This is a genomic window from Streptomyces sp. NPDC101151 (genome assembly GCF_044768335.1).
Taxonomy (GTDB): Bacteria; Actinomycetota; Actinomycetes; order Streptomycetales; family Streptomycetaceae; genus Streptomyces.
Genome location: NZ_JBIWPP010000005.1, coordinates 97,051 through 111,805 on the forward strand (window position 1 = coordinate 97,051; position 14,755 = coordinate 111,805).

The following is a 14,755-nucleotide window of genomic DNA, read 5'->3' on the forward strand; positions in this document are numbered from 1 at the left end:
CGTACACGTAGCGACCTGGGAGCAGCCCGCGATGGCTCGACACCTCATCACCAGCGCCCTTCCGTACATCAACGGGATCAAGCACCTGGGCAACATGGTGGGGTCCATGCTCCCGGCGGACGTGTACTCCCGGTACCTCCGCCAGCGTGGCCACGACGTCCTGTACATCTGCGCGACGGACGAGCACGGCACCCCCGCCGAGCTGGCCGCCCAGGAGCAGAGCCTCCCGGTCGCCGAGTTCTGCGCCCAGGCGCACGGCGCCCAGAAGGCGGTCTACGACGGCTTCGCGCTGGCCTTCGACTACTTCGGCCGGAGCTCCTCGCCCGAGAACCGCGAGATCACCCAGCACTTCGCCCGCAAGCTGAACGAGAACGGCTTCATCGAAGAGCGCGCGATCCGCCAGGTCTACTCGCCCGCCGACGGCCGCTTCCTCCCGGACCGGTACGTGGAGGGCACCTGCCCGCACTGCGGCTACGACAAGGCCCGCGGCGACCAGTGCGAGAACTGCACCCGGGTCCTCGACCCCACGGACCTGATCGACCCGCGCTCGGCGATCTCGGGCTCCACGGACCTGGAGGTCCGCGAGACGAAGCACCTCTTCCTCCTCCAGTCGAAGCTGGAGAACGAGGTCCGCGAATGGGTCGCCCGCCACGACAAGGACTGGCCGCAGCTGGCCTCCTCCATCGCCCACAAGTGGCTGACCGAGGGCCTGCACGACCGTGCGATCACCCGTGACCTGGACTGGGGCGTCCCGGTCCCGGCCGACACCTGGCCGGAGCTGGCGGCCGAGGGCAAGGTCTTCTACGTCTGGTTCGACGCCCCGATCGAGTACCTCGGCGCGACCAAGGAGTGGTCCGACCAGGACCCGGAGAACCGCGACTGGAAGTCCTGGTGGTACGACGTCGACACCGACGTCCGCTACACGCAGTTCATGGCCAAGGACAACGTCCCGTTCCACACGGTGATGTTCCCGGCCACCGAGTTGGGCGTGCGCGAGCCCTGGAAGAAGGTCGACTACGTCAAGGCCTTCAACTGGCTGACGTACTACGGCGGAAAGTTCTCCACCTCGCAGAAGCGGGGTGTCTTCACCGACCAGGCGCTGGAGATCCTCCCCGCCGACTACTGGCGCTACTTCCTGATCGCCAACGCCCCGGAGTCGGACGACTCGTCCTTCACCTGGGAGCACTTCACGGCCACGGTGAACAAGGACCTCGCCGACACCCTCGGCAACTTCGTCAACCGCGTCCTGTCCTTCTCCCGCAAGCGCTTCGGCGACGACGTGCCCGCGGGCGGCGAGCCGGGCGAGGCGGAGGCCCGCCTCGGCGAGGAGATCGCCTCGCTCCTCGCCGAGTACGAGTCGCACCTGGAGACCCTCCAGTTCCGCAAGGCGGCCGCCGCCCTGCGCGCCCTGTGGTCGGCCGGCAACTCCTACCTGGAGGAGAAGGCCCCCTGGCTGGAGATCAAGACCGACAAGGACGGCGCCGCCCTCACGCTGCGCACGGCGATGAACCTCATCCACCTCTACTCGGTGGTCTCCGAGCCGTTCATCCCGGCGACGTCGGCCGCCATGCGCCAGGCCTTCTCCCTGAAGGACGACACCGCGACCTGGGTCGCCCCGGCCGAGGCGAAGTCCCTCGCCGCGGTCCCCGCGGGCACCCCCTTCACCGTGCCGCCGGTCCTGTTCGCCAAGCTGACGGACGAGGACCTGGAGACCTACAAGGAGCGTTTCGGCGGCCAGGAGGCGTGACGCCGCCGCCGAGGCAGTGACAACCGGCCGGCTTCCCGCCTTCGCAGAAGCCGGCCGGACAGGGGCCGCCGCTCCCGGGAAGGCTGCCGCGCGCCGGGCCCGATTGCCGCGAACACTCCTTCCGGCACGCGTCGTCGCGCGCGTGTGACAGGAAGCCAGAAAAGATCTTCCCGTGGACATTCCCGAACCCCATCAGCGACTCCTCGCGGACGTCGTCTCCGTAGGCAGCCCGTACGTTCTCGTGCTCGCCGGTGGCTACGCGCTGCAGGCGCACGGGCTGCTGCGGCGGCCGCATGCCGACCTCGACTTCGCCACCGAGAGTCCCGAGACCATGGACCGGATCGCGGGCGCCGTCGGTGCGGCGCTGGAGGCGCGGGGCCGGCAGGTACGGGCCGGAGCCGGCACCGCGCTCACCGCGCAGCTGACCGTCATGGACCCGCCCACCGGTGAGCCGTGCGCGCTCGCGCTGCACAAGGAGGCCTTCTGGCAGCCGCCGCAGCTCACCGAGTACGGCCCCGCCCTCTCCCTGGAGGACGCGGTCGGTACGAAGATCCGCGCCCTGTACGACCGGGGCGCGGCCGTCGACCTGATCGATGCCCAGGCGGCGGCGACCCGCTTCTCCCTCCCCGACCTGGAGGAACTGGGCCGCCGCCACGCCCACGACGTCTTCGACCTGCCCGCCCTCCAGTCCCGCCTGACCGGCACGGACTGGTACGCGGACACGGACTTCATCCGGTACGGCCTGACCGAACCGCAGGTCACCGCCCTGCGCGCCTGGGCCCAGCAGTGGTCCGACGACATCGCCGAGCGGCTGCTGGAGGACGGCGCGTCGCCCGACACGGAGAACGGCACGGAGAACGGCACGGAGAACGGCACACAGGGCGAGCAGGGCGGCGACTGACGTCAGCTGCCGTCGTGGGTCTCCTCCGGAGCCACGCCCAGCGTCAGGCGGGCACGGACCCCCCTGGCGATGTGCTTCCTGTCGTACGTGAGGTACAGCAGGCCGCCCTCGTGGCCGTTGTCCGGGTAGATCGTGTCCTCGTCGAGCGTGGTGCGGGTCGTGGTGTTGGTGGAGTACGGCGCCACGTCCTCGGTCAGCAGCACCGCCTTCTCCGCGAAGAACAGCTGGCCGGTGTGGCAGGTGCGGCCGCCCTCGTAACCGGCGTCGGTCCAGGTCCCGCCCACGTGCACCTTGATGTGCATGTGCACGCAGCGGCCCTGGTACCAGCCGGGGAAGACCGTCCGGAAGGTGACGTACCCGCGCTTGTCCGTTCGCCAGATGCCGCGCAGATAGCGCTTGTCGTCGGTCGGCTCCTGGTGTCCGCCGCCGCCACCGGGTCCGCCGGAGGGCGGCGCGCCGGTCGGGGTGCCCGTGGGGGTCTCCGTCGGGGTGCCCGAGGGGGCCGGGCCTCCGCCGCCGCCGCTGCCCATCTCCTCGTACCCGGAGTACACGCCCAGGGCGTTGCAGTGCCAGATGTCGACCGCCGCGTCCCGCAGCGGCTTGCAGGTCTCCGCGTCGATCACCTTGAGGGTGAGTGCGAGGGGGATGCCCTCCTCGTCCTCGGTGACGTTCCGGCGGATCTTGTCGGCGTCGATGTAGTACGGGCCCTCGACCAGTTCCGAGGTCAGCGTGTAGCACGCGTCCCCCGTGGACTCGTCCTGCGCGAAGGCGCCCTGGGCCAGGGCGCCGCCGATCCCCACCGCCGTCACGGCCACGCCACCGGCCGCCAGCACCGTGCGGCGCGTCACCTTGCCCATGTCCTGCGGTTCCTGAGTATCCGTCATGGCCGGAACCGTAGAAGCGGGAAGCCCCGCCGGAACATCGGAAAGAGCTGTGAATCGGGGTGCGCAAGCGGAAGGGCTCGAAACCGGTGCCGGTTTCGAGCCCTTCCTGCCGGACTGTGGCCTTACTTCGGCTGCGGCTTCCGGACGGACAGGTGCAACTCCCGCAGGCGGGACTCGTCCAGCTCCGTCGGAGCGCCCATCATCAGGTCCTGGGCGTTGCCGTTGAGCGGGAAGGAGATCGTCTCGCGGATGTTGGGCTCGTCCGCGAGGAGCATGACGATGCGGTCCACGCCGGGGGCGATGCCGCCGTGCGGCGGGGCGCCGAAGCGGAAGGCGCGGAGCATGCCCGCGAACTTCTCCTCGACGGTCTCACGGTCGTAGCCCGCGATCTCGAAGGCCTTGAGCATGATGTCCGGCTCGTGGTTCCGGATCGCGCCGGAGGACAGCTCGACGCCGTTGCAGACGATGTCGTACTGCCAGCCGAGGATGTCCAGCGGGTCCTGGGTCTCCAGGGCCTCCAGGCCGCCCTGCGGCATCGAGAAGGGGTTGTGGGAGAAGTCGATCCCGCCGGTCTCCTCGTCCTTCTCGTACATCGGGAAGTCGACGATCCAGCAGAAGCGGAAGACGCCCTCCTCGAAGTGGCCGGCGCGCTTGGCGGCCTCCACCCGGACGGCGCCCATGATCTTCGAGACCTCGTCGTACTCGCCCGCGCCGAAGAAGACGGCGTGGCCGGGGGCCAGGGAGAGACGCTTGGTCAGCTCGGCGACGTTCGCCTCGGTCAGGAACTTCGCGATCGGGCCGGAGAGCGAGCCGTCCTCGGCCACGCGCACCCAGGCCAGGCCCTTGGCGCCCTGCTCGACGGCGTACTCACCGAGCTGGTCGAAGAACTTGCGGGGCTGCGCGGAGACGTCCGGCACCGGCAGCGCACGTACGTGCTTGCCCGCGAACGCCTTGAACTCCGAGCCCTCGAAGACATCGGTGATGTCCACCAGCTCCAGCTTGGCGCGCAGGTCCGGCTTGTCGGAGCCGTACTTCGCCATCGCCTCGCGGAACGGGATCCGCGGGAAGGGGGAGGTGACATGACGGCCGCCGCCGAACTCCTCGAAGAGTTCGGTCATCAGCTTCTCGATCGGCTGGAAGACGTCCTCCTGCTCGACGAAGGACATCTCCACGTCGAGCTGGTAGAACTCGCCCGGCGAGCGGTCCGCGCGGGCGTCCTCGTCGCGGAAGCAGGGCGCGATCTGGAAGTAGCGGTCGAAGCCGGAGATCATCAGCAGCTGCTTGAACTGCTGCGGGGCCTGCGGCAGCGCGTAGAACTTGCCCGGGTGCACACGGGAGGGGACCACGTAGTCGCGGGCGCCCTCGGGGGAGGTGGCGGACAGGATCGGCGTCGCCATCTCGTTGAAGCCCATCGCCGCCATCTTGTGACGGATCGCGGAGATCACGGCCGTGCGCAGCAGGATGTTGCGGTGCATGCGCTCGCGGCGCAGGTCCAGGAAGCGGTACTCCAGGCGCCGCTCCTCGTTGACCCCGTCCTCCGCGTTGATCGTGAAGGGCAGCGGGGCGGCCGCGCCGAGCAGCTCGACCTCGGCGACCTCGACCTCGATCTCGCCGGTGGGCAGGTCGGGGTTCACGTTCTCGGTTCCACGTGAAACAACCCGGCCGTCGACGCGGACCGTGGACTCCTTGGAGATCGTGTCCAGGGCCTCGTAGGCGGGCGTGCCGGGACGGGCGACCAGCTGCGTGATGCCGTAGTGGTCGCGCAGATCGATGAAGAGGATGCCGCCCAGGTCGCGCCGATTGTGCAGCCAGCCACTCAGCCGGACGTCGGTGCCGACGTCAGAGGAGCGGAGCTGGCCGCAGGTGTGGGACCTGTACCGATGCATCGTCGTTCATCGTCCTTCGTGGTGGGGTGATGAGTGCCGGGACTGCCGCCCCGGCAGGAGCCGGACACGGGGCCCGGACCCATCAAGGGTACCGGGGACGCCAAGATCGGCTCTCCATCATTTCACCCGCCGGCACGGCACCGGTTCCGTGCCTTCGGCGACACCTCCAAAGGCACCTGTCGCCCATCAGAGGTTCTTACAGTGGCACCTATAAGTACGATCTTCATAAAGTGGGGCAATGCGCACAGGCGAGTCCTTGCCGCCCGTGGGTGACGTACTCGCCGCCCTCGCAACCGGGCTGTGGCACTGGGACACGGCCGCCGGGCTGGTCACCGTGGACGCGGAGGCCGCGCGGCTGCTCGGGCTGCCCGCGGAGCCGACCACCCTCACCCAGGCCCAGACCCGGGCCCGCTTTCATCCGGTCGACTGGAACGAGATCACCGGGGTGGTGCAGCTGGCGGTCGCCGAGGGCACGCCGGCCGAGGTGCGCATCCGGATCATGGACGAGCAGGGGCGGGTCGTACGGGTCGTACGCAGCCGCTCGAAGCCGTCCTACGACCCGGTCCGGCAGGGGTACGAGCTGATCGGCACCCTCCAGGAGGTCACCGAGCCGACCCCGGGCACCCCGGCGGCCCGCAGCGCGGTCACCGGCGACTGGCGGCGCTCCCGCGAGGCGTTCCTGCTGGACGCGGGCCGGGCGCTGGCGGAGGCGCGGTCCACGGCGGAGGTGCTGCGGGTGGCGGGCGGCCTGTCGATGCCGGGGTTCTCCCCGGACGGGCTCGTGGTGTTCGGGGCCGAGGGCGACCGGCTGACGATCATCGGCCAGCACGGGCACGAACCCGCCGCCATGAACCCCTTCTCGAACATGCCGCTGGCCACCTCCTATCCGGCGGCCGAGGTCGTCCGCAGCGGCCGGGCCGTGTACATGTCCTCCCCGGCCGACTACCAGTCCCGCTACCCCCTCACCTGGCCGCTCGCCCGGCCCTTCGGCCGCCGTTCGTGGGCGTTCCTGCCGCTGACGGTGGCAGGGCGCACCATGGGCGCCTGGATGGCGGCCTTCACCTACCCGGTGGCGTTCACCCCGGACGAGCGCGCCGTGCTGGCGACGGTGGCCCGGATGCTCGCCCAGGCCCTGACCCGCGCCGGCGCCGCCGAGTCGGAGCGGGAGCTGACCGAGGGCCTGCAACGCTCCATGCTGCCCACGCTGGGCCCGAAGATCCCGGGCATGGGGGTGGCCGCCCGCTACATCCCGACCGGCGGCGGACTCCAGGTCGGCGGGGACTGGTACGACATGATCCCGCTGCCCGGGGGCGCCTCCCGGCCGCAGTGCGGCCCGGGACGGTTCGCGCTGGTCATGGGGGACGTCCAGGGGCACGACGTCCGTGCGGCGGGCCTCATGGGCCAGCTCCGCATCGCGCTGCGCGCCTACGCCTGCGAGGGCCACCGGCCGGACGCCGTACTCACCCGCGTCTCCCGCTTCCTGCACGGCATCACCCACGACGAGCGGACGGCCGACCCGCGCTTCGCGACCTGCCTGTACGTGGAGGCCGACCCGGCGACCGGGGTGCTGGAGATCGCCCGTGCCGGGCACCCGGACCCGGCGATCCGGATGGCCGACGGGACGGTGATGACACGGCCGACCGCGGGCGGGCTGCCGCTGGGCATCGACCCGGACGCCGACTATCCGACGACCCGGTTCACGCTGGAGCCCGGCGAGACCATGATGCTCTGCACCGACGGTCTGATCGAGACCGGCGGACACGACATGGAGAGCGGCTGGCGGCGCATCCGCACGATCCTGGAGGCCCACCAGGGGAACCTGGAGTCGCTGGCCGACGCGCTGGTCCAGGGCGTGCACGGGCCGTCCTCGCACCACACGACCGGACCGCTGGCCGACCGCCGCGAGGACGACATCGCGGTGCTGCTGCTGTGCCGGGCGGCGACGGACAGCGGCGACACGGTGCTCGTACGGCCGACGGTGCGGCGCACACTGCTGTCGGTGGCGCAGGACGAGCCCGAGCGGATCGCCGAGGCCCGCCGGCACCTGCGCGAGCTGCTGCACGACTGGGCGTCCGGGGAGCAGGTGGACTCCGCGGTGCTGCTGCTCTCCGAACTGGTCACCAACGTGCTCGTACACACCGACGCCGACGCGCTGCTGCTCGCCGAGGCCACCGGGGAGCCGGGCGGGCGGCGGCTGCGGGTGGAGGTCACGGACACCGGCGACGACCTCCCGCACAAGCGCCGGCCCGGGGAACTGGCCTCCTCCGGCCGCGGCCTGGTCCTGACCGAGCTGCTCGCGCACGCGTGGGGGGTGGATCCGCGGGGCGAGGGCAAGAGCATCTGGTTCGAGCTCTACGAGTCCGACGGCTCGGGTGCCGCGGTGCCGTAGCGCACGCGGAGTTCCTGGACGACTCCGAAGGCGGCCGCGATCAACGGTACCGAGAGCAGCATGCCGAGGATGCCCGCGACGGACGCCCCGGCGGTGATCGCCAGCATCACCGCCGCCGGATGCATCTGCACGGTGCGGCTCTGGATGACCGGCTGGAGCACATGCCCCTCCAGCACCTGCACCCCGATGACGACCCCGAGCGCCCACAGCGCGATGACGAAACCGCGGTCGGCGAGCGCGACCAGCACGGCCACCGAGCCGGAGAGGAAGGCGCCCAGGTAGGGGATGTAGGCGGTGATGAAGACGAGTGCGGCCAGGCCGACCGCGCCGGGCACCCGGAGGATCAGCAGGCCGATGCCGATGCAGGTCGCGTCGATGAGGGCGATGAGGGTCGTACCGCGCATGAACCCCTCCACGGCCTCGTAGGCGCGGCGCGCCATGGCCTCCAGGGTGTCGGCGGTGTTCCCGGGCGCGACGGTCCGCAGGGTCTCGACCGCCCGGTGGGAGTCACGCAGGAAGAAGAAGACGAGCAGCAGCGCGAGGACGGCCATCGCGATGCTCTCGCCGACCACGCTGACCCCGCTGATGACGTTGGAGGCCGCGGTCCCGCCGAATCTGCCGAGCAGTGTGCGCGCGTTGGCGGCGAGGTCGTCGAGTCCGGTGCCCGCGGCTCCGAAGTGCTGCGCGACGGACCTGGCGGCGGCCCGGAGCGAGGCGATGATCTGGTCGCCGGTGTCGATGAGGGCGGCGACGACGATGTACACGGCGCCGCCGACGACGGCCACGACGGCCACACACGTCAGCCCGGCGGCGAGCGACCTGTGCATCCCCGCCGCCACCATCCGCCGGTGCAACGGCCCCAGCAGCGCCGTCCCGAGCAGCGCGAGGAGCACCGGAACGACAGCCGTCCGGAACTCCGCGCACAGCCGTACCCCGACCCACCCGACCCCGGCGACGAGCAGCAGAACGACACACCAGGCGGCGACACGGCGGACGGGGTCGGGCAGCAGCGGCACGCCTCCAGGCGACCACAGGGCCTGCGAACCGTCCTGTCGGGCGGGCCGCCCGGGTGACGTACGGGGCGCCCCGCGCACGGCACGAGCGGCCGCCCCTTCACGGGGCGGCCGCTCGTGGTGCGCGCGGTGGCCGGTCGGACGCTGTCGGGGCGTCCTCAGCCGAGGAGGCCGCCGAGGAGACCGCTGAGGATGCAACCGAGGCCGAGCAGCCCGCACTGGGGCGCGGTGCCGCTGCCGTCGTCGGTGCCGGCGAGGACCACGGTCGCGCTCTGCCGGGCGACGTCTGTCTGTGCCTGGGCGGGGGCGGCCAGCGCGACCCCGCCGACGGTGAGGAGGGCGCTTGCCGCGGTGCACGCCATGAACCTGCGGATGCTGCTCATATGTGACTCCTGAACTGGTCTGGTTGCGAGGTGTCCGCTACCGAGAGCGACCACTCGTGCGCGCTGTGGGACAAGTCGCGCAGTTGCGACGCTATGGGGCCGTCTGGCCCGACGCCTTCCGGACCTACTCCATCCGTGGCGGCGCGCCGCCTTGCGCCTCGCGCACGGAAAGCCCCGTCCGGCACCCGGACGGGGCTTTCTCGCAGCCGGCCGATGGGGCCTACAGCCCGCCCTCGGTCATCCCGTGCACCGCCGGGATCGTCCCCAGGCGGCCCTTCTGGAAGTCCTCGAAGGCCTGCATCAGCTCTTCCTTGGTGTTCATGACGAACGGGCCGTAGTGGGCCATGGGCTCACGGATCGGCCGGCCGCCGAGGAGGACGACCTCCAGGTCCGGGGTGTGCGAGTCCTGCCTCTCGTCGGCGCGGACGGTCAGCGAGGACCCGGCGCCGAAGACCGCGGTCTGGCCGAGGTGGATGGGCCGGCGTTCCGTACCCACGCTGCCGCGGCCCGCCAGGACGTACGCCAGGCCGTTGAAGTCCTCGCGCCAGGGCAGGGTGATCTCGGCGCCCGGAGCGAGGGTCGCGTGGATCATGGCGATGGGGGTGTGGGTGATGCCGGGGCCCTGGTGGCCGTCCAGTTCGCCCGCGATCACACGGAGCAGCGCGCCGCCGTCGGGAGTCGTCAGCAGCTGGACGTTGCCGCCGCGGATGTCCTGGTAGCGCGGGGCCATCATCTTGTCCCTGGCGGGGAGGTTCACCCACAGCTGCAGGCCGTGGAAGAGGCCGCCGGACATGACGAGGGACTCCGGCGGGGCCTCGATGTGCAGCAGACCCGAGCCCGCGGTCATCCACTGGGTGTCGCCGTTGGTGATGGTGCCGCCACCGCCGTTGGAGTCCTGGTGGTCGAAGATCCCGTCGATGATGTAGGTGACGGTCTCGAAGCCGCGGTGCGGATGCCAGGGGGTGCCCTTGGGCTCGCCCGGCGCGTACTCCACCTCGCCCATCTGGTCCATCATGATGAACGGGTCGAGGTGGCGGTAGTTGATCCCGGCGAACGCCCGGCGGACCGGGAAACCCTCGCCCTCGAAACCGCTCGGTGCGGTCGTGACGGTGAGCACGGGACGTGCCACCGCATCGGCGGGAGCGGCCACGCGGGGCAGCGTCAGCGGGTTCTCGACGGTCACTGCAGGCATGTCGGTACCTCCTTGTGCGCCCAGTTTAGTTGAGCATTGAACTTCCTGCCACCCCACAACACAGGAAGCCCGGAGGGCATTCCCTCCGGGCTTCCACAGCGGCGTGGCCTAGCCGTACATTCTGCGCATCGCGAAGTCCACCATCTGCTCGACCGCCTTGGCGTCGAAGACCATCCGGTGCTCGCCCTCCATGTCCAGCACGAAGCCGTAGCCGGTCGGCAGCAGGTCGATCACCTCGGCACCCGTGATCACGAAGTACTTGGACTCCTTGCCCGCGTACCGGCGCAACTCCTTGAGCGAGGTGAACATCGGGATCACCGGCTGCTGGGTGTTGTGCAGGGCGAGGAAGCCGGGGGTGTCGCCGCGCGGACAGTAGACCTTCGACGTGGCGAAGACCTGCTGGAAGTCCTCCGCGGACATCTGCCCGGTGGTGAAGGCCCGCACCGCGTCCGCGACCGAGGGCGGCGACGGCTCGGGGTACAGGGGCGGCTGCTGGCCGTAGCCGCCGGCACCGCCCGGCATCTGCTGCTGGGGTGGCGGCGCGTAGCCCTGCTGGGCGCCCAGGTTCTGGTCGTAGCCGTACATGCCCCAAAGCGTACTGAGTCACAGATGACCGGTTCGGGGTTGCTTCTTATTACCGACGGGTAGCATCATCTTAGCTACTTGTTGGTACGTGAACCAGATGCGAGGAGCGAGTGCCTCGCCGAGTCCTATACGGAGCCGTCACCATGGGGCACTACAAGTCCAATCTCCGCGACATCGAGTTCAACCTCTTCGAGGTGCTCGGCCGCGACAAGCTGTACGGCACCGGTGCGTTCGAAGAAATGGACACCGAGACCGCCAAAAGCATCCTCGAGGAGCTGACCCGGCTCGCGGAGAACGAGCTGGCGGAGTCCTTCGCCGATGCCGACCGCAACCCGCCGGTCTTCGACCCCGAGACGAACACCGCCCCGGTCCCGGCATCCTTCAAGAAGAGCTACAAGGCCTTCATGGACTCCGAGTACTGGCGCCTGGGCCTGCCCGAGCAGATCGGCGGCACGACGGCTCCCCCGTCCCTGATCTGGGCCTACGCCGAGCTGGTCCTCGGCTCGAACCCGGCCGTGTGGATGTACTCCTCCGGCCCGGCGTTCGCCGGGATCCTCTTCGACGAGGGCAACGAGGTCCAGAAGAAGATCGCCAAGATCGCCGTCGAGCGGACCTGGGGCTCCACCATGGTCCTCACCGAGCCCGACGCCGGCTCGGACGTCGGCGCCGGCCGCACCAAGGCGATCCAGCAGGAGGACGGCTCCTGGCACATCGAGGGCGTGAAGCGCTTCATCACCTCCGGTGAGCACGACATGGAGGAGAACATCCTTCACTACGTGCTCGCCCGCCCGGAAGGTGCCGGTTCCGGCACCAAGGGGCTGTCGCTCTTCCTCGTGCCGAAGTACCTCTTCGACTTCGAGACCGGCGAGCTGGGCGAGCGCAACGGCGCCTACGCCACCAACGTCGAGCACAAGATGGGCCTGAAGGCCTCCAACACCTGCGAGATGACCTTCGGCGACCGCCACCCCGCCAAGGGCTGGCTGATCGGCGACAAGCACGACGGCATCCGCCAGATGTTCCGGATCATCGAGTTCGCCCGCATGATGGTCGGCACGAAGGCGATCTCCACGCTGTCCACCGGCTACCTGAACGCGCTGGAGTACGCCAAGGAGCGCGTCCAGGGTCCGGATCTGGCCAACTTCATGGACAAGTCCGCGCCCAAGGTCACCATCACCCACCACCCCGACGTGCGCCGCTCGCTGATCACGCAGAAGGCGTACGCGGAGGGCATGCGCGCCCTCGTCCTCTACACCGCCTCCGTCCAGGACACGATCGCCCTCAAGGAGACGAACGGCGAGGACGCCAAGGCCGAGCACGCGCTCAACGACCTGCTCCTGCCGATCGTCAAGGGCTACGGCTCCGAGAAGGGCTACGAGCAGCTCGCCCAGTCGCTCCAGACCTTCGGCGGCTCCGGCTTCCTGCAGGAGTACCCGATCGAGCAGTACATCCGCGACGCCAAGATCGACACCCTGTACGAGGGCACCACCGCGATCCAGGGCCAGGACTTCTTCTTCCGCAAGATCGTCCGCAACCAGGGCGCGGCACTGAACGGCCTCGCCGAGGACATCAAGAAGTTCCTGGCGCTCGGCACCGGCGGCGAGGAGCTGGCCGGCGCCCGCGAGCACCTCGCGAAGGCGGCCGTGGAGCTGGAGGCGATCGTCGGCCTGATGCTGACCGACCTCGCGGCCACCGAGCAGGACGTCAAGAACATCTACAAGGTGGGCCTGAACACCACCCGCCTGCTGCTGGCCTCCGGCGACGTGATCGTCGGCTACCTGCTGCTCAAGGGCGCCGCCATCGCCGCCGAGAAGCTGCAGACGGCCTCCGCCAAGGACAAGGCGTTCTACACCGGCAAGATCGCGGCGGCGAAGTTCTTCGCGGCCAACGTCCTGCCGGGCGTGACCCTCGCCCGCAAGGTCTCGGAGAAGGTCGACCTCGACCTGATGGAGCTCGACGAGGCCGCGTTCTGACAAACGAGCTCGTCAGCCACCTCGCGGACCCGTTCCGCACCCACTGACTGCCGCCGTGGGCCCGCTCCCCGTACCGGGGGCGGGCCCACGCACGTCGTTAAGGTAAGCCCATGAGCGCAGCAGCCCGCTTCGATCGCGGCCACACCGACGACCTGATGTCCTTCCTGGCGGCGAGCCCGTCGCCGTACCACGCCGTGGCGAACACCGCCGAGCGGCTGGAGAAGGCGGGCTTCAGGCAGGTCGCCGAGACCGACGCCTGGGACGGCTCGAGCGGCGGCAAGTACGTGCTGCGCGGCGGGGCGATCGTCGCCTGGTACGTCCCCGAGGACGCCCAGCCGCACACGCCGTTCCGGATCGTCGGCGCCCACACCGACTCGCCCAACCTGCGGGTCAAGCCACAGCCGGACTGCGGAGCGCACGGCTGGCGGCAGGTCGCCGTGGAGATCTACGGCGGCCCGCTCATGAACTCCTGGCTCGACCGCGACCTGGGCCTGGCCGGCCGGCTCACCCTGCGCGACGGCACCACGGTCCTCGTCAACGTGGACCGGCCGCTGCTGCGGGTGCCCCAACTCGCCATCCACCTGGACCGCTCGGTGGCCACAGAGGGCCTCAAGCTCGACAAGCAGCGCCATCTGCAGCCGGTGTGGGGGCTCGGCGACGACTCGCGCGACGGCGGCCTGATCGCCTTCCTGGAGGCGGAGGCAGGTCTTGCGGCGGGCTCGGCGGCCGGCTGGGACCTGATGACCCACCCGGTGGAGGCACCCGCCTACCTCGGCCGGGACCAGGAACTGGTCGCCGGGCCCCGGATGGACAACCTGCTGTCCGTGCACGCCGGCACGGCCGCCCTGGCCGCCGCCGCGACCTCCGGCGCCCCGCTCACCCACATCCCCGTACTGGCCGCCTTCGACCACGAGGAGAACGGCTCCCAGTCGGACACCGGCGCGGACGGCCCACTGCTCGGCACGGTGCTGGAACGCTCGGTGTTCGCGCGCGGAGGATCGTACGAGGACCGCGCCCGCGCCTTCGCCGGCACGGTCTGCCTGTCCTCCGACACCGGCCACGCCGTCCACCCCAACTACGCGGAGCGCCACGACCCGACCCACCACCCGCGTGTCAACGGCGGCCCGATCCTCAAGGTCAACGTCAACATGCGCTACGCCACCGACGGTGCCGGCCGCGCGGTGTTCGCCGCCGCCTGCGAGAAGGCGGGCGTGCCGGTGCAGACCTTCGTCTCCAACAACTCCATGCCCTGCGGCACCACCATCGGCCCGATCACCGCGGCCCGGCACGGCATCCTGACCGTCGACATCGGCGTGGCGATCCTGTCGATGCACAGCGTGCGCGAACTGTGCGGCGCCGACGACCCGTTCCTGCTGGCGAACGCACTGACGGCGTTCCTGGAAGGCTGAGTTCCCGGCCGCGAGGACCACACACACGGTCTGAACCCCCGTCAAAGACCGCCCCGGGCATGCCCGGGGCGGCCCCGGGTACCCGGACGGCACCGGAGATTCCGGAACCCGAAGGGGAGGCGACACCTATGGGCCTCGGCGGCTGCATCATCCTCATCGCCGTGGGAGCCATCCTCACGTTCGCGACCGACTGGCACATGCAGGGGGTCGACCTCCACGTGGTCGGCCTCATCCTGATGGCCGTCGGGCTCATCGGCACCGCCACGTTCAGCGGCATCGCACGGCGCCGGCGGGTCGTGGTCCCGTCGACGCCGGTGGTCGAGGAGGAGCCCCACCACCATCACCGCGGTGAGGGCTACACCGACGGCTACGGCGTGTGAGATTCCCCGGCTGCTT

The 14,755-nt window shown here is 70.3% G+C and carries 12 protein-coding genes; 6 read left to right on the plus strand and 6 right to left on the minus strand.

Annotated elements, in window-relative coordinates; all coding sequences use genetic code 11:
- Nucleotides 1-31: 31 nt before the first annotated feature.
- Nucleotides 32-1,747, plus strand: coding sequence for a methionine--tRNA ligase (metG, locus tag ACIRU3_RS11290; protein ID WP_404054694.1), 1,716 nt, complete (start codon nt 32-34; stop codon nt 1,745-1,747).
- Between the two features lie 172 nt (nt 1,748-1,919).
- Nucleotides 1,920-2,648, plus strand: coding sequence for a nucleotidyl transferase AbiEii/AbiGii toxin family protein (locus tag ACIRU3_RS11295; RefSeq protein ID WP_404054697.1), 729 nt, complete (start codon nt 1,920-1,922; stop codon nt 2,646-2,648).
- A gap of 2 nt (nt 2,649-2,650) precedes the next feature.
- Here the strand turns inward: ACIRU3_RS11295 and ACIRU3_RS11300 are convergent, their stop codons facing one another.
- Nucleotides 2,651-3,532 carry an intradiol ring-cleavage dioxygenase gene (locus ACIRU3_RS11300; RefSeq protein ID WP_404054700.1) on the minus strand — a complete coding sequence of 294 codons (882 nt, stop codon included), beginning with the start codon at nt 3,530-3,532 and terminating at the stop codon, nt 2,651-2,653.
- Between the two features lie 122 nt (nt 3,533-3,654).
- Nucleotides 3,655-5,418 (minus strand): aspartate--tRNA ligase, encoded by a 1,764-nt coding sequence (gene aspS, locus ACIRU3_RS11305; RefSeq protein ID WP_404054703.1) that lies wholly within the window; start codon nt 5,416-5,418, stop codon nt 3,655-3,657.
- A 238-nt stretch (nt 5,419-5,656) separates the two neighbouring features.
- On the opposite strand from aspS, the gene ACIRU3_RS11310 reads away from it, so the two are divergent.
- Nucleotides 5,657-7,807 (plus strand): SpoIIE family protein phosphatase, encoded by a 2,151-nt coding sequence (locus ACIRU3_RS11310; RefSeq protein WP_404054706.1) that lies wholly within the window; start codon nt 5,657-5,659, stop codon nt 7,805-7,807.
- On the opposite strand, the gene ACIRU3_RS11315 is transcribed toward ACIRU3_RS11310, so the two are convergent.
- The 4 genes from ACIRU3_RS11315 to ACIRU3_RS11330 form a co-directional block, all read right to left on the minus strand.
- Nucleotides 7,771-8,823: an AI-2E family transporter gene (locus ACIRU3_RS11315; protein ID WP_404054709.1), complete on the minus strand. Its 1,053-nt coding sequence runs from the start codon at nt 8,821-8,823 to the stop codon at nt 7,771-7,773. The genes ACIRU3_RS11310 and ACIRU3_RS11315 overlap by 37 nt on opposite strands.
- 155 nt (nt 8,824-8,978) lie before the next feature.
- Nucleotides 8,979-9,203, minus strand: a complete 225-nt coding sequence (locus tag ACIRU3_RS11320) for a hypothetical protein (protein ID WP_404054711.1) — start codon at nt 9,201-9,203, stop codon at nt 8,979-8,981.
- Between the two features lie 220 nt (nt 9,204-9,423).
- Nucleotides 9,424-10,395, minus strand: a complete 972-nt coding sequence (locus ACIRU3_RS11325) for a pirin family protein (RefSeq protein ID WP_404054714.1) — start codon at nt 10,393-10,395, stop codon at nt 9,424-9,426.
- Between the two features lie 108 nt (nt 10,396-10,503).
- Nucleotides 10,504-10,980 carry an SseB family protein gene (locus tag ACIRU3_RS11330; protein ID WP_404054717.1) on the minus strand — a complete coding sequence of 159 codons (477 nt, stop codon included), beginning with the start codon at nt 10,978-10,980 and terminating at the stop codon, nt 10,504-10,506.
- Nucleotides 10,981-11,123: 143 nt separating this feature from the next.
- On the opposite strand from ACIRU3_RS11330, the gene ACIRU3_RS11335 reads away from it, so the two are divergent.
- The 3 genes from ACIRU3_RS11335 (at nt 11,124) to ACIRU3_RS11345 (ending at nt 14,739) form a co-directional block, all read left to right on the plus strand.
- Nucleotides 11,124-12,950, plus strand: a complete 1,827-nt coding sequence (locus ACIRU3_RS11335; RefSeq protein ID WP_404054719.1) for an acyl-CoA dehydrogenase — start codon at nt 11,124-11,126, stop codon at nt 12,948-12,950.
- 110 nt (nt 12,951-13,060) lie between these two features.
- Nucleotides 13,061-14,359 carry a M18 family aminopeptidase gene (locus ACIRU3_RS11340; RefSeq protein ID WP_404054722.1) on the plus strand — a complete coding sequence of 433 codons (1,299 nt, stop codon included), beginning with the start codon at nt 13,061-13,063 and terminating at the stop codon, nt 14,357-14,359.
- A gap of 128 nt (nt 14,360-14,487) precedes the next feature.
- Nucleotides 14,488-14,739 carry a DUF6458 family protein gene (locus ACIRU3_RS11345; RefSeq protein WP_404054724.1) on the plus strand — a complete coding sequence of 84 codons (252 nt, stop codon included), beginning with the start codon at nt 14,488-14,490 and terminating at the stop codon, nt 14,737-14,739.
- Nucleotides 14,740-14,755: the final 16 nt, after the last annotated feature.

Coding starts and splice junctions, on each gene's coding strand:
- ACIRU3_RS11340 (WP_404054722.1), top strand. CDS start 13,061: ATGAGCGCAGCAGCCCGCTTCGATCGCGGCCACACCGACGACCTGATG.
- aspS (WP_404054703.1), bottom strand. CDS start 5,418: ATGCATCGGTACAGGTCCCACACCTGCGGCCAGCTCCGCTCCTCTGAC.
- ACIRU3_RS11300 (WP_404054700.1), bottom strand. CDS start 3,532: ATGACGGATACTCAGGAACCGCAGGACATGGGCAAGGTGACGCGCCGC.
- metG (WP_404054694.1), top strand. CDS start 32: ATGGCTCGACACCTCATCACCAGCGCCCTTCCGTACATCAACGGGATC.
- ACIRU3_RS11345 (WP_404054724.1), top strand. CDS start 14,488: ATGGGCCTCGGCGGCTGCATCATCCTCATCGCCGTGGGAGCCATCCTC.
- ACIRU3_RS11310 (WP_404054706.1), top strand. CDS start 5,657: ATGCGCACAGGCGAGTCCTTGCCGCCCGTGGGTGACGTACTCGCCGCC.
- ACIRU3_RS11335 (WP_404054719.1), top strand. CDS start 11,124: ATGGGGCACTACAAGTCCAATCTCCGCGACATCGAGTTCAACCTCTTC.
- ACIRU3_RS11330 (WP_404054717.1), bottom strand. CDS start 10,980: ATGTACGGCTACGACCAGAACCTGGGCGCCCAGCAGGGCTACGCGCCG.
- ACIRU3_RS11320 (WP_404054711.1), bottom strand. CDS start 9,203: ATGAGCAGCATCCGCAGGTTCATGGCGTGCACCGCGGCAAGCGCCCTC.
- ACIRU3_RS11325 (WP_404054714.1), bottom strand. CDS start 10,395: ATGCCTGCAGTGACCGTCGAGAACCCGCTGACGCTGCCCCGCGTGGCC.